The 26,999-nt window shown below is 36.2% G+C and carries 28 protein-coding genes; 11 read left to right on the top strand and 17 right to left on the bottom strand.

The window, feature by feature from the left end:
* Nucleotides 1-22: 22 nt before the first annotated feature.
* From ACRXC1_RS07720 to ACRXC1_RS07680, 9 genes are all read right to left on the bottom strand, one after another.
* A complete protein-coding gene (locus tag ACRXC1_RS07720) occupies nucleotides 23-598 on the bottom strand; it encodes a hypothetical protein (RefSeq protein WP_392908379.1) in 576 nt (191 codons plus the stop codon).
* 37 nt (nucleotides 599-635) lie between these two features.
* Nucleotides 636-1,217 (bottom strand): hypothetical protein, encoded by a 582-nt coding sequence (locus tag ACRXC1_RS07715; RefSeq protein ID WP_433657804.1) that lies wholly within the window; start codon nucleotides 1,215-1,217, stop codon nucleotides 636-638.
* On the bottom strand, nucleotides 1,217-2,797 hold the full coding sequence (locus tag ACRXC1_RS07710) for an FG-GAP repeat domain-containing protein (protein WP_433657802.1): 1,581 nt from the start codon (nucleotides 2,795-2,797) through the stop codon (nucleotides 1,217-1,219). The genes ACRXC1_RS07715 and ACRXC1_RS07710 overlap by 1 nt, the downstream gene beginning before the upstream one ends.
* Before the next feature lie 25 nt (nucleotides 2,798-2,822).
* Entirely contained in the window at nucleotides 2,823-4,163 is a 1,341-nt protein-coding gene (locus ACRXC1_RS07705) for a cytochrome P450 (RefSeq protein ID WP_433657800.1), read from the bottom strand.
* A gap of 11 nt (nucleotides 4,164-4,174) precedes the next feature.
* Nucleotides 4,175-5,104, bottom strand: a complete 930-nt coding sequence (locus ACRXC1_RS07700; protein WP_433657798.1) for a hypothetical protein — start codon at nucleotides 5,102-5,104, stop codon at nucleotides 4,175-4,177.
* 132 nt (nucleotides 5,105-5,236) lie between these two features.
* The gene (locus ACRXC1_RS07695) at nucleotides 5,237-5,803 is read right to left on the bottom strand and encodes a hypothetical protein (RefSeq protein ID WP_433657796.1); all 567 of its coding nucleotides are present in this window, start codon (nucleotides 5,801-5,803) and stop codon (nucleotides 5,237-5,239) included.
* A gap of 80 nt (nucleotides 5,804-5,883) precedes the next feature.
* Complete coding sequence (locus ACRXC1_RS07690; protein WP_433657794.1) at nucleotides 5,884-6,864, bottom strand: extracellular catalytic domain type 2 short-chain-length polyhydroxyalkanoate depolymerase; 981 nt, start codon at nucleotides 6,862-6,864, stop codon at nucleotides 5,884-5,886.
* Nucleotides 6,865-6,983: 119 nt separating this feature from the next.
* The gene (locus tag ACRXC1_RS07685) at nucleotides 6,984-7,430 is read right to left on the bottom strand and encodes a hypothetical protein (protein ID WP_392908366.1); all 447 of its coding nucleotides are present in this window, start codon (nucleotides 7,428-7,430) and stop codon (nucleotides 6,984-6,986) included.
* Between the two features lie 170 nt (nucleotides 7,431-7,600).
* Nucleotides 7,601-8,956, bottom strand: coding sequence for a cytochrome c biogenesis protein ResB (locus ACRXC1_RS07680; protein ID WP_433657792.1), 1,356 nt, complete (start codon nucleotides 8,954-8,956; stop codon nucleotides 7,601-7,603).
* Between the two features lie 95 nt (nucleotides 8,957-9,051).
* Between ACRXC1_RS07680 and ACRXC1_RS07675 the strand changes: the two genes are divergently transcribed.
* Both ACRXC1_RS07675 and ACRXC1_RS07670 read left to right on the top strand, forming a co-directional pair.
* Complete coding sequence (locus tag ACRXC1_RS07675; RefSeq protein WP_433657790.1) at nucleotides 9,052-9,525, top strand: hypothetical protein; 474 nt, start codon at nucleotides 9,052-9,054, stop codon at nucleotides 9,523-9,525.
* The gene (locus tag ACRXC1_RS07670) at nucleotides 9,525-11,825 is read left to right on the top strand and encodes a hypothetical protein (RefSeq protein ID WP_433657788.1); all 2,301 of its coding nucleotides are present in this window, start codon (nucleotides 9,525-9,527) and stop codon (nucleotides 11,823-11,825) included. The genes ACRXC1_RS07675 and ACRXC1_RS07670 overlap by 1 nt, the downstream gene beginning before the upstream one ends.
* Here ACRXC1_RS07670 and ACRXC1_RS07665 read toward each other — a convergent pair.
* Nucleotides 11,818-13,482: a S8 family serine peptidase gene (locus tag ACRXC1_RS07665; protein WP_433657786.1), complete on the bottom strand. Its 1,665-nt coding sequence runs from the start codon at nucleotides 13,480-13,482 to the stop codon at nucleotides 11,818-11,820. The genes ACRXC1_RS07670 and ACRXC1_RS07665 overlap by 8 nt on opposite strands.
* 173 nt (nucleotides 13,483-13,655) lie before the next feature.
* Here ACRXC1_RS07665 and ACRXC1_RS07660 point away from each other — a divergent pair, with 173 nt between their 5' ends.
* A complete protein-coding gene (locus ACRXC1_RS07660) occupies nucleotides 13,656-13,958 on the top strand; it encodes a metal-sensitive transcriptional regulator (RefSeq protein WP_392860735.1) in 303 nt (100 codons plus the stop codon).
* On the opposite strand, the gene ACRXC1_RS07655 is transcribed toward ACRXC1_RS07660, so the two are convergent.
* Nucleotides 13,955-14,230, bottom strand: a complete 276-nt coding sequence (locus ACRXC1_RS07655; protein ID WP_392908355.1) for an acylphosphatase — start codon at nucleotides 14,228-14,230, stop codon at nucleotides 13,955-13,957. The genes ACRXC1_RS07660 and ACRXC1_RS07655 overlap by 4 nt on opposite strands.
* Before the next feature lie 70 nt (nucleotides 14,231-14,300).
* Between ACRXC1_RS07655 and ACRXC1_RS07650 the strand changes: the two genes are divergently transcribed.
* The gene (locus ACRXC1_RS07650; RefSeq protein ID WP_392908353.1) at nucleotides 14,301-15,029 is read left to right on the top strand and encodes an SOS response-associated peptidase family protein; all 729 of its coding nucleotides are present in this window, start codon (nucleotides 14,301-14,303) and stop codon (nucleotides 15,027-15,029) included.
* Nucleotides 15,030-15,040: 11 nt separating this feature from the next.
* Here the strand turns inward: ACRXC1_RS07650 and ACRXC1_RS07645 are convergent, their stop codons facing one another.
* The gene (locus ACRXC1_RS07645) at nucleotides 15,041-15,517 is read right to left on the bottom strand and encodes a GreA/GreB family elongation factor (RefSeq protein ID WP_392988985.1); all 477 of its coding nucleotides are present in this window, start codon (nucleotides 15,515-15,517) and stop codon (nucleotides 15,041-15,043) included.
* A gap of 93 nt (nucleotides 15,518-15,610) precedes the next feature.
* On the opposite strand from ACRXC1_RS07645, the gene ACRXC1_RS07640 reads away from it, so the two are divergent.
* The 3 genes from ACRXC1_RS07640 (at nucleotide 15,611) to ACRXC1_RS07630 (ending at nucleotide 17,681) form a co-directional block, all read left to right on the top strand.
* Nucleotides 15,611-16,435: a hypothetical protein gene (locus ACRXC1_RS07640; protein WP_433657782.1), complete on the top strand. Its 825-nt coding sequence runs from the start codon at nucleotides 15,611-15,613 to the stop codon at nucleotides 16,433-16,435.
* Nucleotides 16,436-16,511: 76 nt separating this feature from the next.
* Complete coding sequence (gene trhA / locus ACRXC1_RS07635) at nucleotides 16,512-17,144, top strand: PAQR family membrane homeostasis protein TrhA (protein ID WP_433657780.1); 633 nt, start codon at nucleotides 16,512-16,514, stop codon at nucleotides 17,142-17,144.
* 102 nt (nucleotides 17,145-17,246) lie between these two features.
* On the top strand, nucleotides 17,247-17,681 hold the full coding sequence (locus ACRXC1_RS07630) for a Dps family protein (protein WP_433657778.1): 435 nt from the start codon (nucleotides 17,247-17,249) through the stop codon (nucleotides 17,679-17,681).
* A 9-nt stretch (nucleotides 17,682-17,690) separates the two neighbouring features.
* On the opposite strand, the gene ACRXC1_RS07625 is transcribed toward ACRXC1_RS07630, so the two are convergent.
* A complete protein-coding gene (locus ACRXC1_RS07625; protein ID WP_392908340.1) occupies nucleotides 17,691-18,296 on the bottom strand; it encodes a tRNA-uridine aminocarboxypropyltransferase in 606 nt (201 codons plus the stop codon).
* Nucleotides 18,297-18,356: 60 nt separating this feature from the next.
* On the opposite strand from ACRXC1_RS07625, the gene ACRXC1_RS07620 reads away from it, so the two are divergent.
* Nucleotides 18,357-20,117 carry an acyl-CoA dehydrogenase family protein gene (locus ACRXC1_RS07620; protein WP_433657776.1) on the top strand — a complete coding sequence of 587 codons (1,761 nt, stop codon included), beginning with the start codon at nucleotides 18,357-18,359 and terminating at the stop codon, nucleotides 20,115-20,117.
* Nucleotides 20,118-20,143: 26 nt separating this feature from the next.
* Here the strand turns inward: ACRXC1_RS07620 and ACRXC1_RS07615 are convergent, their stop codons facing one another.
* Nucleotides 20,144-20,857, bottom strand: coding sequence for a hypothetical protein (locus tag ACRXC1_RS07615; protein WP_433657774.1), 714 nt, complete (start codon nucleotides 20,855-20,857; stop codon nucleotides 20,144-20,146).
* 77 nt (nucleotides 20,858-20,934) lie between these two features.
* On the opposite strand from ACRXC1_RS07615, the gene mnmD reads away from it, so the two are divergent.
* Nucleotides 20,935-21,687 carry a tRNA (5-methylaminomethyl-2-thiouridine)(34)-methyltransferase MnmD gene (mnmD, locus tag ACRXC1_RS07610; protein ID WP_433657772.1) on the top strand — a complete coding sequence of 251 codons (753 nt, stop codon included), beginning with the start codon at nucleotides 20,935-20,937 and terminating at the stop codon, nucleotides 21,685-21,687.
* On the top strand, nucleotides 21,677-22,621 hold the full coding sequence (locus tag ACRXC1_RS07605) for an NAD(P)H-dependent flavin oxidoreductase (protein ID WP_433657770.1): 945 nt from the start codon (nucleotides 21,677-21,679) through the stop codon (nucleotides 22,619-22,621). Before mnmD ends, ACRXC1_RS07605 begins: the two co-directional genes overlap by 11 nt.
* A gap of 1 nt (nucleotide 22,622) precedes the next feature.
* Here the strand turns inward: ACRXC1_RS07605 and ACRXC1_RS07600 are convergent, their stop codons facing one another.
* Complete coding sequence (locus ACRXC1_RS07600; RefSeq protein ID WP_433657768.1) at nucleotides 22,623-23,393, bottom strand: hypothetical protein; 771 nt, start codon at nucleotides 23,391-23,393, stop codon at nucleotides 22,623-22,625.
* Between the two features lie 9 nt (nucleotides 23,394-23,402).
* On the bottom strand, nucleotides 23,403-25,520 hold the full coding sequence (locus ACRXC1_RS07595) for a hypothetical protein (protein ID WP_433657766.1): 2,118 nt from the start codon (nucleotides 25,518-25,520) through the stop codon (nucleotides 23,403-23,405).
* Nucleotides 25,521-25,878: 358 nt separating this feature from the next.
* On the opposite strand from ACRXC1_RS07595, the gene ACRXC1_RS07590 reads away from it, so the two are divergent.
* Complete coding sequence (locus tag ACRXC1_RS07590; protein WP_392908321.1) at nucleotides 25,879-26,442, top strand: HNH endonuclease; 564 nt, start codon at nucleotides 25,879-25,881, stop codon at nucleotides 26,440-26,442.
* Nucleotides 26,443-26,478: 36 nt separating this feature from the next.
* Here ACRXC1_RS07590 and ACRXC1_RS07585 read toward each other — a convergent pair whose 3' ends face one another.
* The gene (locus tag ACRXC1_RS07585) at nucleotides 26,479-26,955 is read right to left on the bottom strand and encodes a hypothetical protein (protein WP_433657764.1); all 477 of its coding nucleotides are present in this window, start codon (nucleotides 26,953-26,955) and stop codon (nucleotides 26,479-26,481) included.
* Between the last annotated feature and the right edge of the window lie 44 nt (nucleotides 26,956-26,999).

Here is a 26,999-nt window from a genome sequence, read left to right as displayed (position 1 = left end):
AATTTTATAACTACGTATATTATTAAATATCTTTTCCATTTGATTTTACTGAAAGCACACCAGACTCAAAAGGATCATTAATATTAATAAAGTAATAACATTTTGAATTGTCGATCATGAATCCATTAGGTGTTTTTGAAGACATTTGCATTCGCCAGCCACGGGCCAGAATAGGAACATCGACTTTTATCAAAACTCCCTTAGTGTCATAATAGAAATTCACCATCGTCATCTTTAGAAATGTCGGGTCATCGCGAAGCTCACTGCCGTGCAAGATATTGAAGGTATAAACCATACCTGTGGCCTGTTTGGCCTTAAGGACATACGCATGCTCTGGTACTGCGAAATAATAAAATGCTCTTTCAAAATCCTTGATACACATATCTTGTTGGCCAAAACGGTTTTCAATCATGCCAAGATTATCGCGGGCCTCAATTCCCCTATCACGCCAATTTTGATCAAGCCTGTCATAATCGCTGAGTTCTTCGGAGCTGGGGGTTCTATCTTTTACTTCGCCTTTCTCGTTACTAGAACATGAGAAGGCCGAAACTAAGATGAAGGAAATCATAAATATAAGGAGAGTGAGATACTTAATCATAAGAAACTCATCGGGCACAGAACAATTTAAACAACGGTTAAAGGACTCTTTTAAGAATATTTAACCCATTAAATAGGCCCTTAAGGCCCTCTCTATTCGTTCTCGGCTCTGGCCGTAACTTAGTGGCCAGTCCTTGATCAAAGCAAAACTGATTACTAATTTTTGCCGCAACACCTATACGTCCTATTTTCTTTTGAAGAAAAGTTTTTGAAGCTCCTCTTGGATACTGAATCTCATCCCAAGACTTCTTGAGAGGCATTAGTTTATAAGTGTCTAACTGAAATTCCTTTTGAGTGTACATTAATTCTCGATAAAAACAGCGTAGAACCTTTACTGATAAGATATTGCTTTCATTATCATCACTAGTATAAAGATCCTTAATAGCTGTTAAGACTTTCAATAGAGATTCACTCATTATCGTTTTTGCTTCATTAGATATATCTAATCTTGAAATAGACCCTTGAAGTTCGGCCAATGCTTTTTCGCCGTGGCCATGAATGATGCTTTTTTCAAGTAATTGCGAATCCATATGGTCTTTATACTTACCGAAGCCAATGGCAACAGCAACAATTATAATGAGAACAGCAGAGAATGAAATTAGTATTTTATTTTGTGACATTAGTAATAATCTTCTTCATTTTTTAGAGAGTCACGAATTTTTTGAAGCTCAATAGTATGTTTAGTCCCAAGGCCTAGGTGATCATTTAAATATAGATCATCAATAATGATACTTAAAGAATCTTTTACACTAGAAGCGTAATAATCATTGTACATGTCAGTATCATTCATTCTTTTATTAAGATTTGTTTTAATTGATTCAATATTATCTTTTAAGAGTTTAAGCGTTTGTTGAGGATCTTGTTTGATATATGCTTCATGAAAAACTGAGGCAACGATACGTGCTGAAGGGTAGGCCACGTAATCAACAGAGCTTTGCGCTTCAATTTTATCAATAAGATTATTTGCCATTTCATTATCATACATTTTTTCACCCCAGTCAGAGATGATTAGAGTCGATAAATGTAGACCGATTGGATTAAAATACTCACCTTGTGAACTTGCTAATAAGGCCTGGGCCTCCAAACTATCTGGATTTTCTTTTATGTAGATAATTGTTGCACGTATTCCATTTCTAGTTAGATATGCTTGTTTTGAATAATCGAGAAAGTCTTTTACATAGCGAATATCGTTTTCACTAACATAATCACCCTGACAAACACGACAAGCGGCATCCACTCGTGCATTCTCCTCGTCTCCCTTATAAGACAAGCAACAGTCTTCACAAGCATACGAGAACTCGAATCCTTGTCCATGAGAGTAACCTAGGTTATGGAGCTGTTCATGAAAAAGCGTTTTTCTAAGCTCCTTTCTTTCAGCGTCTCCTTCAGGTGTGAATTCTAAGGAAGATGGCTGACTGGGATTAATTGCCATATAGGGGTGCTTTACTTTCCCACCAAAAGTCGCTTGTGTTTCCTCTGAAACCGAAGCATAGGCAAGAGTTCCTTCCCAATAAGCTGGATCATCAGACTTGTCGGTACACATAATCGTGACTTCCTCATTCTTTAGTAACTCTTCAAGTTCATAAGCTATGCGAGTTGAACCGACAGGCTTCTTTAGTCCTTTACCTAGCTTTTTCAGACAAGCAATACCATCATCGATTGAGCTCTTTAAGAAATTTGGAAAGTCTTGTCCCCATTTTGAAAGACAAGCATTTTCAATTCGATACCCAAAATCAGTTGGGAGGAAACCGTCATCAAAGCTTGCGCTCACTTTATTAACAAAAGCAGATAGCTCGCCTATAACAGACTTTGCTTGAGGTAAGTGACACTCCTGTTTTTGAATGAGACTTTGTGTGTTTTTATACTTGATTTCAAAGATACCATCAAAATCCTTATCGACTTCGATTGTTGCCTGAAACTGTGAATCATTTAGCTTTCGGTAACTAACCTTACGGTCAGTTTTTCCATCGCCGTTGAGATCTTGAAGAGTTTGTTTATAAATACCTTTTAAATTGAACTTAGTAATAAACTCAAATTTTCCATCACCGTTTCGATCTTCTTGAATCTCAATAAGCTCTTTTCCACGGCGAATTTCAATACGATCGACTTTGCCATCTTTATTGATATCAACTTCTTTTCGACTCAAATTCTGGGCCGCAAAAGAATTAAGAAATAGAAAAGCAATTAAGAAGTGTTTCACTCCTTAATTCTAACATATAATTAATTTACCGACGGATAAATTCTAAAGAAATCTCACGATCACTACTAAAGACAAACTTCTGTTTTGGCTTCACTTTACTTAAATCACAAGCCGCTTTTACGCGATAACTTCTTAGAATATGTGCAAGAATAAGCTTTACTTCGATGCTGGCCATCTCTCGTCCAAGACAAGTTCGTGTTCCAGTTGAATACGGTATATAGGCCTTTCTTTGTTCACTAGATAAGTTGTTAAAACGGTGTGGGTTAAATTGGTTGTGATCGTCTCCCCAGATCTGCTGATTATTCAGGATTTTACCAAGAAGAGAAAAAACAATGGTACCTTTCTTTACTTTGAAGTTTATATCTCCATTGGTTAAATCTTCATCTTCGACGGCTTCTCTAAATAAAATAGGGAAGGCCGGTCTTAAACGTAAAGTCTCCGCGACATGGTTTTCTAGCAGTTGATTTTTTATAATAGAATCTGAATTCGTAAGATCTAATAAGCTTAATTCTTTATATAATTCATCTTGGAGTTCTTCATTTTGGGCAAGAAAGTAAAGTGCCCAAGTAAGAGAAACAGCAGTCGACTCAAACGATGCTCCGACAAGCCCATAAATTTGGCCAATGATTGCTTCAGTATCAAGGCCTTGATCCTTTAAGTGAGTAATTAAAGTATAGCTCGTAGTTCCTTCTTCGACTTTTTGGCGAACAAATTGTTTCCCCTCTTTGATGAATTTAGAAAAACGAAAATTGCTCAAAGTTGGTAGGTACTTCCACATCGGCCCATAATTCATACGTTTTGTCAGTTCAGCAATTAGAAATTTTTGGAAGTAATAAAAACTATCACATTCAGCTTTTGAGTTAGTAATTTCTTCTTTTTGAATTTTAAAGTCGTGTTCGATAAAGAATTCACTTGTAATCGCTAAAGCTATTTTTCCCATTAAAACTTCGACGTCATCAACAAGAGAGTTTTTACCAAGAAGTGGAAGATCCTTTTCAAGTCTACGATTTGTAATTGTATAGAGATTCTCAAGAACCTTGGGAGTAAAAAAGTTGACTAACTCCCCTCTTAAGTCTTGCCATTGTTTACCATCGGCATCAAGTATTGAGGCCCTACCTTTATTAATATGCTTTATCTCGTTAAGGGTACTTCCCTTTAAGAATGTATTTCTTTTTTTTACAATAACGTCTTTGTAGAGATCATAATTTCCAATAACAACAATATCTTTATTAAAAATTTTAAATCGATATGAATCACCAAGCTCATTACTTTTCTCATTAAGCTGTTTAAAAAGGCAATCTTTGAAGTTTAACTCTCCAATGCTGCCGATAATTGGTAATTTTTTTAAACTTGGAATAGTGCTCATATAACCTTCTTCTAAAGACCTAGAATGTCGCCAAGGCGATCAAAAATTCCACGGGCCGTATCACTTACAGGTTTTTTTAATCCATATTCAACTGTACGAGGAGAAATAACAAAGCCAAAAACCTCATACTCTCTCGCATCTAATTCAATAGGCTCGTCTTGAATACATGACTTTTCAACTTCATCTACCTTTAGTGTGCCTGTTTTTAAGTAATTCTCAACACAATTTTTTTCTTCTTTCGTATTAATAGCGGCCGTTAATAGAACTGCCGAAGTAGTCGGAGCAGGATACTTCATATCGAGCTCACCTCTGCCAACATAATTTCTTAATACAGCTAAGCCTAATTGTACTTCTTCAGATTGAGAAACATAGGCCGAACAGGCCGCAATACTTGCGACTTTGAAAGAAGAGTAGCTTGTAGCGTACGTCATACAAGTAAATTGCACTTCAGAAGTGATCTTATTACAATATTCGACGACTTTATCATCGATATTATAATCTTCCTTAAGATAATCAACACATGCTGGAGATGGATCAATTAAGCCGGCCTTTACCTTTTGAACAATCAGCTCTTTCTTATTAACACCAATACACTCTACTTCTGCATCAATTGAACAATAGGCAACGTCTCCTGCAACATAACAGTCAGAGTTACTAAAATCGATTCTCTCGTTATTGTCACAAATTCTCTTAATACTATAAGTAGCATTGGCCTTGGCCTTCTTAGTCGCGGATAGCTTGGCCTTTGTTTCTGCAAATAACTTACCCTCTACCTTGGCTTCACCCTGCGCGCGAAGGCCTAGGTCTGCGCGGTCACCATATTCATGAAGACGAATTTCTTGGTACTCAACACTATCCATGGCCTGATCAGCGATAGAGATCGCGCCAAGACACATCGATTGAACTAAGAAAAGAGCGAAAATAGAGATTAATTTATTCATAAGTATTACCCTTTGAGAATCGTATACTTATAGGCCAGCTGTTCAAAATAAGAACGCTTCAATGCCTATAAAGTGCTAAATTCTTTAACAAATTACATATTCAGGGTAATAAACTGCAAGGGATGGGCCAAGTTAGAAATTTGTTTCGTAGCCACTTTCTTTGAATTCGAGTTCACGCCAGACACTATCCCAATCTCCATTTCGAAGAGTTGAAGGAGCTAGTCTTGATTCATTTGGTGAAGTATCATTGAGTTCATATTTCTCAAGTCCAGATATAAGGATGAGATTATCTTTATCGAATTCAATATAGAAATCTGATTTAAACGAGTGACCTTTCTTCGTCTTACCTTTGACAAGAACAAGGAGGTAATCACTTGTCTTACATTCCTTAGCAAGTCTAAGTAATAATTCACTCTTTGCGTCGTTATAAGTCTTCCTAAGATCACCGAGACTGATTCGCTTTTTTCCAATTATTGGAAAGACAATATTTTCTTTTAAGAGATATGAAACAGTTGACGGCTTGTCAGGATAGTTAGAATGATATTCTTTGAAACATTTCTTATTAAAGAAGCTTCCTCTTGTCGTTGCTGCAAGTTGCCCTCTTACTTCAGAAATATGATCGACAATATGATCATTTGAATAAGTTGAATATTCGAAGAAATCAACAACAACCTCACCTGCAAATATAGAGGCGCTCAATATTAAACTGAATATTAACTTAGTATAATTTTTCAAAACACTCTTTATTTACCACAAAAATCCTGTGTTTCAATGATCGACTAAGATTTTTGTAAAATATCTAAGATCATCGCCTTAATGATGCGCATTTGTTGGCCATCTTTAAGGTGATAGTTGGCGCCCGAGTGTCCCCACCAATCCCAACACCCATGTGGATTACGGCCAGGAATCACAGACTTCTTTGCTTGCGGAAAAAGAACAACAAGATCAAGCTTATCAGCAGCTTCTTTAATTCCTGTATCCTCAACATAGCTCATATCGATATGATCAATTGTTTGTTTACATCCGTGAAAAGCAATGTGAAGGTCACACTTTCTATTGCCCTTACAACGTGAAGGAATATATAAGTAGGCTTTGTCTTGAAGAAGTGGCGTAAATGCTCCAACATCAAATGCAGAATAATAATTTGTTTGATCGACTTCTTCAGTTTTTCCCTTAAAAGTAAATCGTCTTTGTTTCTTATCTGGGTAAAGTGATGTTAACGACTTTAGAGCACCATTATAATTGCAATTTCCAATATAAGGTACTTTTGAAACTTCACATTCAACACCCTTATTTTCAGTAGGATATGTATGTCCAGCAGCTAATGTTCCTTCGTACTCGAGCTTCTTAACACCAAAGAAAGCATATAAATCTCTAAGTTCTTCACTCACACTTGAAACAACAGTTTGATCATTTTGTCCTGAAAAAATAAAAACTCTATCGTCTTTGAGATTTGCAGTCGGATCAATAAGTCCCATCATTGCTAGGCCACTAGCGAATACATAAGACTGGTAACCACTACCCCAGATTCCCTTTCCCTTCATACAGGTATTAGTTGCCAAGGCCACTGTGCCCTTTGCACAGTAATAAGGACCTGCTGCAAAAATCGCCGCTCCTTCCACAAGACTGCTATTTGCGATGTGGAACTGATGTGCAAAGAATCCCCCTGAAGAGATACCCGAGACAGTCACCTTATCACTTAAGTTAAGTGCAAAAGTATTTGAAATTAGGACAAAAAAGATAATGATTAGTTTTTTCATTTTTGTTTTATAGAACAAAATCTATCGAATTTAAATGATTGTGAAATATTTAAAGGGGGCCTCCTCACAAAGCCCCCAATATATGCTAGAACAATCAGCAAACCCCTAAGATTTATTGATTATTCGACAACAATAAAGTTGAATTCACAGACGTATTTTCCACCGCCAAACATACCTTTCTTATAGAAATCCACATCACCAAATACATAACCAATAGTTGTATTGATGATTCTATTTCTCATTTTCATACACTCTGTGTACGACTTATCGTAGTTATTAGTGATTTTTTGCTTAATTTGCTTCTTAGAAAGAACTTGCTCGTAGCTATCTAGAGTTGTTCTGATTTCACATAGGTAGCTGCTTCCTTTCTTTCTTGTTACGAATTCAAAGTCAATTCCCTCAACTTTGACATCCTTGATTTCATCATATTCAACTTCTGCATCAAGACATGCTTTCTTTGCTTGTTCCTCTGTATCATAGCGATCAATTTCGATACTAGCTGATTGAAGCTTTGCAAAAGATGATAGTGAAAATGCTGCACATAAAATAAGAACTAAATGTTTCATAGGTTTCCCCTCTGTTTTCAATTGTTAAAAAATAATGTTTTTTTCTTGATGAAACTTATAGCGAATCCAGGCAAACTGGTCAGTTTAAGAAAAGTAAAGTTAAGAGTGAAAATATAAAAAATCTCTTAACTTTACATTATCTTGAGAATTTCATTGGAGATTTCGGTAATTTAGCGAATTTTACGAAAAAGAAAGCTAAGGCCAATAAGAATTAGAGCAAAGCAAAAAATAGCAAAGCCGATAACCTTCACGGTACGCAAAGGGTCATAATAAAGAGTTAAATTGATAGAGTTCTGGTTACTTACACCTGAGAACGATTCAAGTTTAATTAACCATGAATCACGATAAAGCTTACCATTTAACTTTACTCGTTCTTTGTTACCGTTAATAAGAATAGTTGCGACACTACTATCATCAATATCTTCTAGCCGTATATCAAATGGGAGCCTCAATGCCTTTTTCTGAAATTTTAGATCATAGAAGCGGCCATCATAATCAATAATCTCTCTCTTTTCTCCAAGTCTCATTTGGTAAATTTTTTGGGTATTTCCCTTCTCATAATATTTTAAGATATCAGAATTATTGTTTTTATAATTACTGCTATAGCGATACTCCAATTTAAGCGCAGTATCCCTTTTAAAATCCAATAAACGATACTTAAAAGAATCACCAACTAGTTCGAGTTTAGCGCGACCTAATCGACAGTTATTACCAAGAGAATAAAAACCATCTTCCTTAACTAAATATTTGTTACTAACACAAAGTTCGGCCTTGATCTCGGGGATTGATTTACGACGAAGAAAAATAGAACAGTCTGGATTAACTGTTGATAGATTATCAAGACACTTCAACATCAGTTGATTAAAGAGGATAATTTCTAAACTACCATCAACTACTGTATTCTTGTGATCTTCTTGATTTGTCGAAAGATAAAGTACTTCTGTTTTTGCATTAGAAAGATAACGAGATTGTCTCAAAATCTTAACACTATTTTCACCACGACTATCGTAATTTGCATGATACTTACGACTAAATGGTAGGTATGAAATGAGATAAACAGGGCCAAAGTCCAAGTTTAATCCCTGGGGCCTAATAGAAAAATTTAAATCAACATAGAGAGTCTCTCCTGTTTGTCGATTTCTAATTTGGGCCTGGTACTTATTGAGTTCGACAGTATTTGTTTCAGCTCCATTTGTTAAATTAATACGGCCTCTCTTAGTGACAAAAGAAGAGACAATCGTTGCTACTAATAAAACAATTAAACCAAGATGAAAAAAATAGATCCCCAAGAACTTCTTTCGAAAGGGCCACCTTTTTAACAGCCCAAGAATTAAAGAAAGAGTTATTACCGCTAAAAGAAAAGCAAAGAATGGCCCATTGAATACAAGAGTATCCGCAATCTTTGGGCCATAGAAGTAATCAACAGTTACACCTATGACCAAATATATGACAAAAATAACAAGCAGTGTGATTGTTCCGTAGACACTACTAAGAGAATGGTCGATCTTAGATAATACTTTTCTCATACAATTAGCATAACTCGGGCCTAAATTTCTGTCTATGGATGAAAAGAGCATTAAAATAAGTAAAGCGCTAAATTAACCAACCGATAAAATACAGTATGAGAAGAGCGATTCTACTGACATTTTTTTTACTTTTTGGCCAACTTGCATATGCTAGTGATAATCAGAATTTAACGTGGGTTCACGACTTCAGTTTTGATAATATTCAGGTATGGAAAAAGTCACACAAGAGACTTAGCGTAGAAGATAAGAAAGCAAATAATAAAATCGAAAAATACACTAAAGAAAAAATAAGAAAATACTTAGACCAAAGAAATAAAGTACTCAAGTATAGTGACTTCTCTGATTTCAAAACTGATTCCTTAGATTTCACAAAAAAGAAAAATTATATTCAACTTTACAAGATTGGAAGCTATCAAAACTCTAGAGCTAAAAAAATCTATCTTGCTGAAATCCATCGTCTCTACAAAGATCGCACTGTCATCACGATGTTAAGTTCAGAAAAGAAACTTACTAAAGCAGATATTAAAGACTTAAATTCAAAGTTTCAATTTGTTACGGAGCAAAGATAATGAGAAGACTCTGTACAGTTTTTATCGTGGTATTAAGCATGTCGGTACATGCATTTGTTCCAATGAGTAATTATGAACTGGACTTAAATGTTGCTCATACTCAGTGTCTTGAAATTGGAAACCTAAATATTCTAGATGAATCGAACTCTCAAAAGCTTTGTGAGATTGTAGTTAACTCTCCAATCTGTGATGATATTGAAGCAGTCGATAAAAGGAGATGTGACCCAAGCCTAGTTGTAGAAAGTAATATTGCCGTTGACTTTATTTCTTGTCTAAAAGGGCTTTGGGGTTCGGCCGTTGAGTTCATGAAATTCATAGGTTCTGTCGTTGATTATATTATTGATGATGAGTACCGCGGGGAGAAGAATGATGAACTTCTAAATACCCTCCAAAGTGCAAAGCATATGCTTGCAATGGAATGGTCACGCTCACTTAGCGAAACAGATGGCCTAGGCCCTTTGCACTATATCAATGCCGCAAAACATTTTTCAAAAACGATGGGCACAATCATTTTTAATATGCTTCAAGATATATATTATTCGACACAGGCCAACTATGCATGCCTCTCTCCAGTGGCCAGAACAAAAGCAATCTGTCAATTTGCAGGCTCTTATGTGATTCCACCAACTGTTGTAATAGCAAAGGTAGCAAAATTTCTTTTAAAGTCAGGCAAAGGTGTTAAGCGCTATACTCGTGAAGACTTCGCTAAAAATGAGCTTGAAACAAATATACATGAGAAACAAGATATTGATGAAGACGTGGTCAATACGAAAGGTCCTTACTCAGAGGAATCAAGTTTTTTAGCAAGACTCGATCTCTCTTTATCAAAGAGAGCATTTGAAAAACCAGAACAAATTACAGAAATTGCAAATGCACAAGTCGATGCGCTATTGCAGGTAGTTAAAAAAGTTGATCTACCTCATCGTATCAATGTCATTGAAATTGGTGGAAAGAAGTCAAAACGAATTCTTTTAACAGAAAGCGATTTAGCTGCTTCAAATTCTGATGCGGCCAAGGAGCTACTTGCTTATATGAAACAAAGTGGAAGAAACCAAATTGTTATTTCTCCGCAAGAAATGTATCTAAGAAATACAACTCTAATCGCGACAGATAATGCCACATTTGTCTCAAGTACTGGTTTTGCTAATTTACTACGTTTTGATGAAAAGAGTAAGCTTTCTCAAAATAGAGCATCTGCAGCGATTGAAGCAACAAGGATTGACTCTTCTGACGACAACGTCATAAGGCTTGCAAAAGAATTAAATGACCAAGGTTTTTCTGTTCGTGTTATTGAAAGCAAGGCCGTTAAAAAAGACACAAATGAAGTTGTGAAGAAAAAAGCATTACAATTTAACAAGTTTGCTGCAGATCAAAATAACCCAGCGGTTCTTAGGTTAAATCGATTTAGAAATAACGATTTTAGACAAAAGATTATTTTCTATCCTGATGATCTAAAGCCTGCACAAGGCTCTTCTAATCGTGCAACAAGGGCCGTCTCATTCAACTTCTCTAACTTAAGAGAGCTTGTGGACGGCGGCTATGCTAATACTGTTCCACACGAGTTTAGACACGCTAAGTTTGAATATAACCGCTCAATTGGAAAGGAATCTGCTTATGACTTACGAGTTCAACACTTAAAACAGGATGGAAAGCTTCATGACGGTAGAACTTACACAAACTACTTTTCAATGGAAGAAGTTTATAATCATGCTCAGGATATTCACAGTGTTACACGTAAAATAAAAAAGGACCCTCAAATTGGTCTAACACTAGCGAAGGTTTCAGCAAAGGCCGACACGATAATTAATATTTCAAGAGGCTTTAAAGTTCAAAATGATTCTCTAAATCTAAATTTGATGTCAAAAATTCTTCCTTCTCAATTGAGCAGACCAATTAGAGAACAAGGCTCATATCGAATTAATGTAGGAAGCGATAGCTTTGTAAGAGTTATCAAAGACAATAACAATTACTATTCAATTTCACTAAGAGATGGTGATGTTGAACATACAGTACCAATGGCCTCTCAACGCTCAAAAGATGTGCTAAGAAACTTTATAAGAAATGCAGATCAAGCAGCGCAAGCAAATGATATGAATGCTATTGCCAGTGAGTTAAAGACAGTGTTGAGAGAAGTTGTGGCAAAGAATAATGAGAGAAGAAGCTTAATTAAATCAATCGAACCAAAGGCCAAGGCCTTGAAAGAGGCAATTAAGACGACTGATTATTCAAATCGAAGTTTAGAAGAAATTAGAGAGCTGTCACGCCAGCTCTCTCAAGCTTCAAAGGGCCGTGCTAATTAGACTTAGTTCTTTGTACGGCCTTGTAAAATGCCTCAGGGTCAACCATCCCACCACTCTCACAAGGAAGCCTTCCATTTTTTGGGATATAGGCCGTTGCAAGAAGAAGATCCTTTAGCTTTAAAGGTGACAATTCTGGATTAAGTTTATGACCCTTTAACAATACATTTGTCACAAATGGAGCGGCCATCGATGTTCCATTTAGAGGAATCGTTCCACCACCAGACTGTGCAGAGACTACGCCTTGGCCAGGAGCAAAGATTTGTACTTTCTTATTTCCAAACTTTGAAAAACTAGCTGGCCTATAAGTATCCATTTTATCTTTTTCAAGAGTTGCTGTATTTAACGCCCCAACCTTTATCATATTGGCATAATCATAGCTTGCCGGGTAATTGTCATTTCCTTTTAGATCGAGATCAAGATTCCCTCGAGCATTTCCCGCGGCCACAACAAAGATCGTTTCAGGGTTCTCAACAAAAGTTTTTTCAAGGTAATAAAAAGATTCACGAGGTGCAGACATTGGCGCACCTGGAAAGCCAATTGCAAAACTCATATTAACAAATTTAATTTTCTTCTCTTTGATATATTCTGCGGCTTTTTCAAGGTGATCAGAAATAGCAACATCTCCGGCAAAACCAACAAGGCCATACTTGTCCAAATCCTTAAGAGCTAGGGCCGCAACGTGAGTACCGTGTGAAACAGGATATGGTGTGTGAATAAGAGAATGAGTTTCACGAATATTATTATCATCTCTTAAAAGGCTTAAACCAGCATCGTCTTGTCTTTGCCATCCCCAAGAGTCATCGACTCTCCCATTGCCATCATTATCGACGCCATCTCCAACGAGATCAAATGGTGAGTTATATAATTTATGTGTTAATGAAGGGTGCATGATATCAAAGCCTGTATCAATAATAACGACCGGCTCACGTGTCTTATCTTCAAAAATACTAAGTCTTCTTTTATACTCATCTTCTGTAAGATTAAATTTTTTAAGCTGCTCACTAACACTAAATGGAGCTGATTCATTATACTGGCCAATTAATTCACCATCAGGAGAGAATGCCCTAAACTCTGAAACGAGGTTAGCTAAAGGCGCTTTCATATTGTAGACAACTTCATAGTATTTAGTGACTTGCCCCTGTTTCCCAAGAACATCAATGCGATATGGTTTTACAAAAAAGAAGTCATCATCATTTATATCATCATATCGATAGTGTTTAATACCAATTTGCTTATATGAACTTTGCGAGATGACCCATTCTTTTAAAATAGTAGGATCATCAAGATTACCTTTTACAAGTGTCTTCGCCTTTATTTTACCTGTAACAACGCCATTTTCGTTAATAACGTATACACTTTTTAAGCGCTCATCATTGTCAAAATACTCATACTCAGCATGATATGTATAGATTCCATCAGAGCTCCATGAATCATTTGTAAGCATGCGTCCTTGAAGATCGTATGTACTCGCACCCGTTTTTGTACCCGTCTTTAAGTTTATTTCTAACGAAGACGTAAGTTTATTATTTTCACATTGATACGTCGTCTGCCAATTTCCATCTGTTACGACTTTATTTGTAGGGCACGGAGCTGCCATTGTGGCCATAAAAGTGAGTTGAGATAAAATAAGAGTTCTTGCTGTTGTGATATATTTCATGCCACGGTTTTTACCACACATAGACGCACCGCAGTTAAAACTTGAATAGATTACATGAAAAGCTTTTAAGACTATGTAATTTCAAAGAGTTAAATATCTCAAGAATACCCCATCCCCTATATTCCTGATCACTTTATATAGACGAATTCTGGCCCTTTCGCTAGTATGGCGCCATGAATGAAATCGACCTAGAGAAATTTATCAATACGCCAGGAGCAGATCACCGCTCACATTTAAATCGTCTTAAAAGAATTCAAGGACAGCTTGAGTCCCTTATCAATTTAGTGGAAGATGGTAAGTATTGTATTAATATCGTTCACCGCTCAAAAACAATTCGCGGCGCCCTTCGCGGCTTTGAAAGCTCTGTCATGGAGAATCACTTAAGGGGTTGTGTTGCTAAAGCAATTCAGTCACAAGACACAAAACTAATTGATGAAAAAATAGATCAACTTTGTACAATTATCAGAAAGGACTAACCAATCTGAAACTCTGTAAAATTTGAGACTGGTAGTTCTTCAATAATTGTCACATTCGTGACCTTGGCCGTCTCTGGGCCGACCTTTAAAAATTCTTCTAGATTAGTAATATCATCGAGTTCACCGCTGGCCAAAACTTCAACACTGCCATCTTTAAGGTTTTTAACGTAACCAGTAATTGTCGGTGTATGCTTGAGAACATACTCATAAGTACTTCGACGAAACCAAACACCTTGAACAACGCCCTCGACGCGGTATCTTCTATTAATCATAAAATCATCCTAGCATGCTCTTACTAAGTGAAGATGCAATTTTTGTTTAATTATATGTTAAGATATTAGCATGTGTTTTTCGATACAAGCGCAAACAAATTTAAAAGAGCTTTCACAAAAGCTTAATACTCCTTTAAACACAAAGGCTTATGAATCATTTCGAATGCTACAAGAGTTTGAAGCATCCATCGATCCTCTGGAGCTTAAAAAGATACTTGGCCTAAAAAGAAAGCCAAGTAGCGATGTCTTTAAAACTGCAGATAGTGAAGGACGCATTTTTCCAAATTACTTCACCAATATAATTACTCAAGAAGGCAAAGAAAGAACCATCTCTCCTATGCGCTACCGTATTCGTCCACGAGGCTCGCAAGAAGAGATTCCTACAAAGTTCAACGTCTTTAACGCTAGACTTGATTCACTTGAGAAGCGACAAACATGGGCGCCACTATTTATGAAAAACCATGGTGTGGTTGCATTTGATGCTTTCTATGAGTGGGTTGAAAAGGATGGCAAGAAGACGCTAATCAAATTCCATCCAGAAGATGGCAAGCTCATCCTTGCACCTTGCCTATGGGATGAGTGGACATCAAATGATAAGCAGATAAGTTTTAAGTCCTTTGCCATTATAACAACTGATCCACCTAAAGAAATAGAAGTCATGGGCCATGATCGCTGCCCAATATTTCTAAAGGAAGAGAATTTAAGTGATTGGCTTAATCCAAAGACCTTAAGGCCACAAGATGCTTATGAGATTCTTACCCATCCGTATCAAGAGCGCTATGATTACGAATGGGCCTAAAATATGACGGATTAAGAAATTGAGACGACTTCGTATTCGCGAGTAATATCACCTGTTTCTACATCAAAGATATCACCAACTTCCATACCTAAGGCTTCATTTCCAATTGGCGAAAAGACAGAAATCACAAGAAGTGGATTACCGTCAAGATTTAGCATTGTTCCACCGGCCGTTGGCGTGATGAAGTAGTGCCTAACTTGGTCATTAAATTTCAATTCAACAAGAGAGCCGAGAGCAATTTTATCACTATTTGGAAGCTCTTCAGAGAGTTCTTTAATCATATTGATATCGATCTCTAATTCGTCAACACGCTTTTTTTGTGCACCAGCAAGATAACCTGCTTCAATTGCACGTGTGTCATACTTTCCTTCTTGGGCCATATCGGGCTCTTGGGACATTATGCGAGTTGTTTCAAAGGCGGCCTTGGCCTTTGTTAACTCTGTTTCTAAGTTTTCGATTAATGTACTGATTATAGTTTCTTTATTCATATTAAATAATTTCGGTAAATTACCTTTAAGAAATGGTTGTATTATTTTCAACAATATACCTCAAAATCCCCTTTTGTACTATAAATTGGCCATATGAAAATCTTGCTCACCTTGCTATTAACCTTAACAACTTCTTTTGCTAATGAGCGCAATCCTCATGAATATCAGATTCTGGCCCATGAAGACCTTGGTTCAGAGGTTAAAGAACAAGACTTCTACTTCGTTGTCGTGGAAGCACTTAGGCTCTATCAAGACGAAGCACTTAAGCAGAAACGTGGAATTTCAGTTAAGACACTGGATTGGCAAACTCCGTATTTTAGTGCTTGGGCATTATATGACGAAAATGCAGATCACTATAATATCAACTTCTGGGGTGGTTTTGCGCGTATGCCTAATATGACAAAAAGGGCCTATGCTTTTACGGCCTGTCACGAGATTGGTCACGTTCTAGGCAAAGCTCCTCGTATGGAAAATAAGCACTTTTCTCAAATGAGCACAGAAGGCCAATCAGACTTCTTTGCAGCGGCAAGTTGCTATAAGAAATTTGTTATCAATAATCCTAATTACTTTGACTCTCCGATTGAATTAGATCCATACGTGGCTGCACTATGTCGCGAAAGATTTATGGCCGATAGCTTTAACCAAGAGCTTTGTTTCGAAACGATGCAAGTTGCTCAAGACTTCCCAAAGGCCATTGCACACATGAGCTCTGGGCCAAGTAAACAAATAGAAATCAAGAATTCTGACCCAACTATTGTTAATAAAACTCTAGATAGTTATCCGACGCTACAGTGTCGGATGGATATCATCAAAAATGGGGCACTCCTAGAATATAACGGTGACGAGATCTCAATAAAAAACCTCGACAAGCGTTTACCATGCTGGTTCGCAAATTCAGCTACTTCACATGTACATTGACATTTTTGGCCTAAGATTAGTTAAGAGAAACTTTGCCGTATCTATATAATTTCTTAACTTCTGATATAATTTCAGTATGCACGATCGTAATGGCGAACTCTATTCCAAATTTGAAGAAATCATCAACTCAACGACTCACAGTCTGGGAATCATTCTTGGAGTTGTAGGAACAATAATGATGATAATGAAGGCCAAAACAGGGCTGCATACATTCGCCTACACCGTATTTGGACTTTCCATTACATTTCTCTACACAATGTCTACTCTCTATCATGGGACGGCCCACAAAAAACTTAAGAATATCTTTCGTAAAATGGACCATATCGGTATTTATCTTTTAATTGCTGGTTCATATACTCCATTTCTCATGCTTGCCATTAAGGGTGAAACAGGCATGTGGATGATGATCAATATTTGGGCCCTGGCCTTTATTGGAATCTTGATCAAGGTCTTTGCCTTTAATCGTTCAGAAGTTCTTACTGTTGTCCTATGCCTCATCATGGGTTGGATGGTTATTGCCATTAGAACCGAAATGATTGCAAGCCTTAGCTTTGACTGTCTTAAGTGGATTGTCATCGGAGGGGCATGCTATATGAGCGGAGTCCTATTTTATCTACGTGAAAGCCTCTACTTAGGTCACGCAATCTGGCACGTTTGCGTTCTTTTAGGAACGACATCCCACTTTTATGCAGTGTATGCATATGTCTAATTTGTCATAATCTTCAATAGATTTTTACTATGAGCTGACATACATTCTTTATTAGATTCGTATAAATATTATTGTTATACTCTAAGAAATAAAGGAGAACGTATGAACACAATTAATCAACTAAAACTAATTCAAGCTGATGCCCAAGTATACTTCATGAAACTTCACAATATTCACTGGAATGTAACAGGGATGATGTTTCAACCAATACACCTTTTAACAGAAAAACTATACAATGAGTTTGCCGTGGTTTTTGATGATCTAGCAGAAAGACAATTACAACTTCATCAAAAACCAGTTCTAACAATGGCAAGTGCACTTGAAATTAGTCGAATTAAAGAAACGAACGAGTCGTCTTTTTCAAGTACTCAAGCACTTGAGCTTATCTTAAAAGATAACCAGTACTTCTTAGAGGCATTCAAGGAACTTTCGTCAACTGCTAGTGATGAAAACGATGCTACAACAGTAGCTTATGCAGACGAAAAAGTTGCTTGGCTAGAAAAGGAAAATTGGCAATTAAGAGCAATGCTAGAATAAAAATATAAGCTAAAGCCGAAAGTCACCCTTTCGGCTTTTCTTTATGCGCTCAACAATGACCTTGAAAATATCAATCATATGATGTTTTACAGGATCTCCATCAAGCACGGCCAGTGCATGGGCAATGGCCTCGTAAGTACAAAGAAAATTTTCTCCAGGAGATTTTCTTAATTCATAAATACTATGACCTACATCGATTAAGTGAAACTTTGGCATTTTAGCTAGAACTTCTTCACGCTTGTGGAATTTCTTCGCCTTCGACCACGAACCATCGGGAACAACTAAGCAAGGAGTTTTGCCTGTCGACCTATATTCATTCAAAGGCAATGAGTCTTCAGTTGGAAAAAGGTAGATATAATCAAATGTTTCAAAATCGAAAGAGTCAACGTCAAAAGGCGCTTCCAGATTCCCGCGTTCCATAATTTCACAATTCTTAAGTACTTTTGTTGCGAAATAGGCCGTATTACTCGTTAGCCAACGCTCAGTATAGTGCATCGGTATAATCACTTTAGTTTGATTAGCAAACGGTTTTAAAACGTCGCAAAAGCACCAATGAGTATTGATGCGACAATTTGGACAACGGGAATCTCTTGTATCTCGACGTGACTTTGACATAGGTTTGATTTATCATAATTAGTGCATTTATTCGATTTTAAAATAAAGGAAAGGTAAAAAATGAATTATTTTAGTGATGAAAGTGAATGGAAGTGGATGCTTAGAAACGCAATTGATTGGAAAACGATCATTCCAATGTACTATCCAAACTTCCCTACTGAAGATGGCTTTAATAATGAAGAAGAAATCCTAGGCTTTATGGAAGAGCTTCTAACTCAAACAGGAAGCTGGGCGGCCGATGCTGTTTACAACAGAGCTGAGGCTATTGACCAAAATGGAGCTGGCGAAGTAAAAGATGGGAGAACGATCCCAGGGCCAGAGCTAAGAGCATTTTATCAAGAAGCTACTGAGCTTGGAGCATTTGGAGTAAGCCTCCCTACTGAATTTGGTGGTATGGGACTTCCAGCAGTGGCACTTATGGTTTTACTAGAGCAATTATCTCGTGCCTGTAACTCACAGTGTACCCAACTTGCATTTTTTAGTTCGATTGCAGATATGGTTCATCGTTTTTGTGATCATGAAACTGCACAGAGAATTGTTCCAAAAATTATCGCAGGAGAACTTTCAGGATCTATGAACTTAACTGAACCAGGATGTGGCTCAGATCTTGGAATGATTAAAACATCAGCAACACCAGTTGGAGATGGAACATATAAACTTAATGGATCAAAAATCTTTATCACAAATGGTGGTGGCGGTGTAGGCTTTGTTCTAGCACGTATCAAAGGTGCACCAGAAGGTCTTCCAGGTCTTTCACTTTTCCTTTGTGAGCAAGATGAAGAAGGTATTGAAGGACCAAACTTTATCGTTGCAAAGAACGAACATAAAATGGGAATGCACGGCTCATTTACTTGTGAAATCGTTTATGAAAACTCGATTGCACGCCTAATTGGAGAGGAAGGCCAGGGCTTCAAATATATGCTTCACCTAATGAATGAGGCGCGTATTGCTGTTGGTATGCAGGCCCTTGGAGGAATCGAGGGCTGTATTGGTTATGCAAGAAAATATGCCGATGAGCGTATGCAATTTGATAAACCAATTTCAGAGCTTCCACTGATGAAGAGAAATCTTGAAGATTTTGAAACTGAAAGAGATGCACTTAGAGCACTACTTGTTGATACAATTTCTTCATATGATATTTTCCAAAAATTAGATTTGAAAAAGAAAATGACTGGAGAACTTTCTAGCGAGGAGGAAGCACAATTTAAGAACGCTTCAATCTGGACAAGAAAGCGTACACCACTTGTAAAATACTATTCTTGTGAAGCTTATACATATCTATCAACGAAGGCGATTCAAGTCCTTGGTGGATATGGGTTTATGGAAGAATATCCGATGAGTCGCTATCACCGTGATTCATTTGGGCCACTACTATATGAAGGAACAAGTCAAATTCAGGCCCTTATGGCACTTAAGGATATGATTAAGTATATCGCTAAAAATCCTGATAAGTACTTCAAAAACCTCTTTATCAAGCACCCTGCATTTAGTTGGGTAAGTGCAGAGAGCAAGGAACAAAAAGAGTTAACTTCAACTCAGTACACTTTTAAGAAAAGTCTAGTGAAGTTAATTATTAAATGCCTTAAGCCTGATAGTCTTTCTGATCTTGCAAATCCAAAAGCATGGATGAATGAGGAAAATGTCGATAAGTTAATGGTTCATGCAGAAACAATCTGCCAAGGTCTCTCTTATCTTGAGACACTAAGAGTCCTTGCCAACCATGCTTCTATTGATAAAGAACGCTATGATCTTTTTTCACGCTACATGAGACTTGTTACACCAAGACTTACTGCAATTTATAATGACTGGGATATTAGATAATTAAAAGGCCTCGAAAGAGGCTTTTTTTATTTGAGAGAATATTCTTCAATATTTTGATAATCGTATTTCACATTGCCGTTGGAACATTGTGTTTCGTATTCGATCTTTTCAATCATCGCATTTCTAGTTGCAACAGAGTTTGCTTCAATTGAATAAGTTTTCTTTTGCGACAAAATCGATTCGTTTGCTGTATTCTTAGTCACGATACTTCTCACAATAGTATTCGAGTTAGGAAAAGAGTAAACAACTCCTAGAGCTAAGAAATTTGAGTAAACTTGATTGGGATCAGCGTTATTAAAGAATGCCTGACAAAACTGTTGCATAATTCCATCTTCATCCGTATTAACAGTTTCCTCGAGTAACTTGCCAGGAATATCATATTGAGACAGAGTCGTTACTGATAATGTAATTTTATTATTAAAAACAGCATCTACTGTAGCTCTGGTTGTCGCAACATCTGGATTTCCATTACAAGAGCCACTGCGTACTTCGAACTTGATCGTGTTGATATCGTCAGTACTTGCTAGATTCATTCTCATTGCTCTTAAACGAGAACAGGCCGAACGGGCATTCGAGAGAGAAAGTTCATCAAGAGAAGGCTGAACTTCAACAATACTTCCAATTTGAGCACTCGAAAGAGGTGCAGGACCACCACCGTACTCACCACATGATGACATCACAAGTGTGCCGGCGATGGCCATTAAAATATGAAAGAATTTTGATTTTAAAACCTTATTCATCAATATTCTTCTCGGATACACTTAAGTAAACTTAAATTTCCATGGCCGTGAAATAGCTCAAATGTTAAATTTTACCTATGAAATTCAAAACAAAATTAGGCGAATACCAAGCTGTGCAAACCGCTGATGGTCATCTCACACTTCACAGTGGCCTCTATGATGAGAACTGTCATTCAACTGCTGGAGCATATGAAGAAACCCTTCATAACTATGTTTACGGCTGTGACACAATTAACCGAGCCGATAACTCACCTATAGTAATTTTAGAAATAGGACTTGGGGTAGGCCTAGGAGTTTTAGCAACATTCAATGAAGCAAAAAACTGTCAACATAAGATCAAGTTTATCTCAACAGAAATTGATCCAGAATTAGCACAATGGGTATGCAGACAGAATAAATTTTCAGATGGCGAAATAATCGACGAGAAAATTTCGTTTAGTTTGAGTGAAAACTTTGAAGTAGAAATCCTTATTGGTGATGCCAGAGAAACAATAAAGAATCTTATCCTAGACGATATTAAGATCGATTGTATTTATCAAGATGCATTTTCGCCTACTAAAAATCCTTCTTTATGGACTAAAGAATGGTTCAGGAATCTGCGTAGCTTATGCCATAGTAATTCAGTAATGACAACATATAGTGCTTCAGTCAAAATAAGAAAGGCCATATTAGATGCAGGCTTTCATGTTACGAATATGAAAGGATTTGCTAATAAGCGAACAGCCACTCGCGCCTTCACTAACGGCCAGTACATAGATGAGAAATTAGAGGGAGAACTAGCACGCTCAAAGACTCCCCCTTTTTCAGATAAGGACTTAAATGAATTTTAATACTTTTAACACACAAGAAAATATAATTTGTAAGCTCTTTAATATCAAATACCCTATCGTTCAAGGTGGTATGGTTTGGGTCTCTGGCTCAAAATTAGCGGCCGCAGTCAGCAATGCTGGAGGCCTAGGCCTCATAGGCGCCGGTTCTATGAAGCCAGATCTTTTAAGAGAGCATTTAAGAAAAGCGAAATCACTTTTAGATGAAGGTAAGCATATAGGAGTTAACGTTCCTCTTCTGTATCGTCTTGCAGAAGAACAAATTCAAACGTGTCTTGATGAAGGTATTAAAATCTTTTTCACCTCAGCAGGCTCTCCAAAGAAGTACACAAAGTTTTTAAAAGACCAAGGATGCACAGTTGTCCATGTCACTTCAAGTCCTGCTCTTGCCAAAAAGTGTGAAGATGCTGGTGTTGATGCCATCGTTGCCGAAGGCTTTGAGGCCGGAGGCCATAATGGACGAGATGAAATAACAACAATGTGCCTTATCCCACAAGTGTGCGATACAGTTAAGATCCCAGTCATTGCAGCAGGTGGAATCTTTGACGAGAGAACAATTGCAGCAGGTCTTTGCCTTGGGGCAAGTGGTGTCCAACTTGGGACGCGCTTTCTTATGACTAAAGAAAGTAGTGCTCATCAAAACTATAAAGAAATGATCTTAAAGGCCGGCCCTGGAGATACACGCCTTCAAATGAAACCATATGTTCCAGTGCGTTTACTCAAAAACAAATTTGCGATGGAGTCTCTCAAGCTTGAACTCGAATGTGCACCAGTTGAAAAACTAGTTGAGCACCTAGGAAAAGGACGCGCTAAGCTTGGTATGCTTGATGGCGATATTGACGAAGGAGAATTGGAAGTAGGCCAAGCCTCTGGCGCAATTCATGATCTGCCAAGTGTTAGTGAAGTAATGAAGAGTCTTACCACAGTTTTCAGATAAGCTACCAACCTTTCATATCACTAAATTGTCCTTCTTTGTAGCGTGCATCGAGCTCTTTATAAAAGACCTTGATGCTTTCCAACTCTTGAGCAGATATTCTCATATCAATCAACTCAGAGTATGAATATAATGTAAGACGCTTTGCCTTAGAAATGTCATTTTTGAAGTGCTTTCGATAAAGCTTGAACTGAAATGGAAACAAATCAATATTTTGAAAGTAAGTGCAACGCTCATAAAAGGAAATAAAATCATAAGTGCTATAATCCTTCTGTGGGTATATATCATCATGCTTAACAACTATATTTCTATAGTAGCCTCTTCTTTTTTCTGTATTAAAATAAAGATAAAACATTTTTTTTCTGAAATCGTAATCATCAAAATCAATATGATCTCCAATACAAAAATCAAGATTTCTATAAATTTCAATCTGTCTTTTGAGCTGCGAAACAAAGTATTTATCAACATAAAAAATTCGCTCATAATATTGTAAATAAGTAATCATAAGATCTTTTTGAACTTTATTATTCTTTATATTTTTCATAGAAAAATTATAAACATCATCTCTTATCCCATCTAAGTTCATATCAACACCAGAAAGAGAGTCTGTCTTATCTGCATTTAAAAGAGTGTAAAAATCTGGGGTACGTCTTAACTCAGAGATTACGCCGTATGCACCTAGCCCACCGGTGATAGGATTAAACAGGAAAATAAAGATGCAAGCATACACTATGGCAGAAAGTAGTAGTATAATTTTTAAGATATTTTTCTTCATTAAAAAGCCTTAGAGTAACATTATATTGTCGTGACCTCGTTTATTTGAAATAAAAACAACGGTATTAAAAAAACTAGTAAAACGTGAGTTTTCACTCGTTAACCTAATAACGAAATCATTAACACCATCATTATTAATATCACCATAACTAATAATACTAACACGCTGATCACATCTGAGACGCCTACGATCTAGGCCGGAAGAATGACAATTTATTGTAACAGTATTAAACAACTCATTATCTATTTTAGTTGTAAGCACTCCTTTCCCCTCACCAAAATCTTTAAAACCAATATAATATTTCCCATTTTCATATATTGAAACAGATCTTCCTTTCTTAGGTTGAACATCATTTTCACTCTCAAAGAAACTCATTTTCGAAATTCTTTCAATATGATTTAAATCAGATGGCCTATAATAATAAGTACATATTTCAGCAGAAAGGTGGTTCACTAAAGACTTGTAATATACTTTTCCATTTTTACCTTCTTTATCCATCACTAAAGTTGCATCATACACATCAAGCGGTCTTAGACGATCATCCATACAAATCAAACTAAATGAGCTTTTAGAATCCTTTTGAACATTATTTAAGATGTATTCATATCTTTGAGTACGAGATGAAATAATGTCTAATGCTTCAACATTATAAGATAATTTTAATTTATTATTAATTTTGATCTTCTTTTTATTCTTTGAGATAAACTCAATCGTTTCACGAAAATGATTTCCTCTAATATCCTTGTATTTTGCTGCTATTTCTTGAACTTTAGACAAGTAGCTAAGCTCTAATTTATTATACTCAAATACCTTTTTAAAATTTTTACGATATTCATTTTCGAGCTCATCTAACTCATTTTTTATTAACATTGTCAGTGAGTAATATCTTGGATCATTTACGATATATCGACTTACTTTGATAAGACTTTTAATAAGAGGACGAATTTCCTCCTTAGATACTTCTCTTTGACTAATTGATTTTGAATAAGTAAATTCATCAAGCAGTTTAAAAAATGCGTAATACAAACGATTCTTCCACGCATAGTCTATAATATTGGTCCCATCACTAAAAATATAATTATTTTTAACCATTAAGTTTTTATAATTTTCAATACTTTCATTTTTTAAAATATCTTTATAGAAACTATCCCTAGTTTCTCTGTCGACACTTTTAAGATAAGACGATAATTCGAAAATATATTTCTCCAAATATCTTTGTCTTGAGTTTCGCAGTAAGAATGACAGTGGTGAAATTGAAGTGTTCTTTTTTAAGACAAATGTTTCAGATAGAGAATACCCATGATCATATAAGAATTTTAATCGTTCCTTGCTTAGTGATACTTTGAACTTATAACTATTCGTCATTACTTTCATCACTCTATTTGCAGGTAGGCCAACCTTAATTAACTTTTGTACCTTTTCAAACACAAATTGATCAACAAATAGCTTATTCTCTATACTTCCATAGTTTTGACTTCTCTTCTTATGAGAAGCAAAATCTTCAAGTTTCACTAAAAAACGCTCTAAAGCGTCTTCACTGTATTGGTAATTCTCAATGATTGAAAAGAAGTAATCATCATACAAACTTGCTTCAAGAAGTATATCCTCACCTATTGATTTAAGAATCTCTACTTCTTCAGATATAAAAAATGAAAAGCGAAGTGCAAGATATTTTAAATAATTAGATTTATAATGACTAATGAGTTCAAGCAATGCAGGAGTATTTTTCATTTTAACTGCGTAGAGAACATATGCGAAAGCTGATAATTCATGACCAATATTATAAACAGTATTTTTGCTTATAGAGTTCTTTTCTCTCGTGATATCAAAATAGATTGATCTATATCTATCCTGTAATAGCTCTTTACTTATTCGCTTCTTTTCTGAACTTCTCTTAACTTCTAATAATTTTCTTAAATCGATAATATTATCTTTGGCCGGGCCTTTCTGTATAAGCTTTAACACTTGTTTGTCTTTACATGCTAAAAACTGATCTGACTTCATTCCATAAAATACCCGACACTGATAGACCTCAGTACTTGCTTTTATTGGCAAAACAAAGAAAGTCCCAAGTATTAATTTACAAAGTAGAATACTAGCAATTTCTAGTATATTTTTATGCATCATTACATTCCATCCATTTAAAATTAGATATCTCCCTATCGGAAAAATGAACTTTCTCTACAATAAAAACCACTTAGTACAGTAAGCTCAAATTAATTAGAATACTTGTAACTTAAAACATTATTTATAGTATAGATTGTAACCTTTTGTGGCGCCGCTCTGATCCCGAGCGTTTTAGACAGTTACTTTGTGTCACCTGTTCATCTTTAAATTTATAAATTTTTAGATAATAACCATCTAATATTGTTATGTTTTTTGGCATCAGCCTTGCTTTATATAAAGCAAGGAGGTGGAAAAAGTCCTTTATAAGGCACACACAACACACGCACATTACACAGACATTTTGACGGAGGAAAACGCAATGAATGCAATCGCGATGAATGGATTATCGTTTGGTTTCTATCGTGAATTGGCCATGACACTAGTATGGTATATTGGCTCACTCTCGTTGATGTTATCGCTATTTGTTTTTGTTATCAGACCAAAATTTGGTCTAGCGCAGGCCGAGCAAGCTGAGTTTAGAACGCAGATGGAGATTGCCAAATTTATTCACACAAGAAAATCCCAAGTAGCATTTGGGAATGAAAAAAATTGGAAGTACTTACGTAAGCAAGTCTTTCGTATCCAAGGCACGAAGTGTCTTAAGTGTGGAATCGAACACGACAATATGCATATTGATCATATTAAACCTAAATCGATTCACCCACACTTAGAGTTTATGATCGACAACCTTCAGGTTCTTTGTCCAACTTGTAATCGTGAAAAGTCGAATAAAGAAGAAGTCGACTATCGCAAAGGACATCATCTAATGGCCCTTGTAAACACGATTAAAGAAAATAAGTTATTAAGAGAAAGATACACTTATGACTTTGATAAACTAACGAACCTTACTAAAGAAAAAATGCAATTTGAATTAGCAGCATAATCAAATGAAAGAAGGGAGCTCAGGCTCCCTTTTCAATTATAGGTATTCGATCTTAGTCACAGAAAATAAAAGAACATCACTATTTGTTTCGACAATTGTGTCATTTGAAACAACCTCAGGGCCATCATTGCGATAGACAACTTCAAGAGTTCCAGCATTTTCAATTTCGTAGTCAAAACCGAGATTTGAAAATAATTGAGCGGCAATACCTTTTGAGCTATCTAGAAAGTAATGAGTGAAAGCACTAGATTTTGTGTAATCATAGCCTAGGCCATTTGAAACATTCTTCATTAAGAATTTTTTCTCATTAGCGATACAGTTAAAAACGTTAATACCATTTCGCCATTCAAGAACTTGCGTTACTTCACATTCGGCCGTGATAACAACCTCGTTTGTCATAACATTAGTCATTTCTATTTCTAATCCAAACCTCGCTGTCGAGTTCGCATAGGTAGTTAAACTCATCCCCATAAAGACAAATGATAAAACTAGAGTAAGAATTATTTTTTTCATGATACCTCCCTAATATTTCTTTAGGAATAAGGTATAGAGATTAA

It is taken from the genome of Halobacteriovorax sp. GFR8 (assembly GCF_050955245.1).
Classification (GTDB): Bacteria; Bdellovibrionota; Bacteriovoracia; order Bacteriovoracales; family Bacteriovoracaceae; genus Halobacteriovorax_A.
The sequence above is the reverse complement of the archived record's forward strand: the minus strand, read 5'-3'. Positions and strand labels throughout refer to the sequence as shown.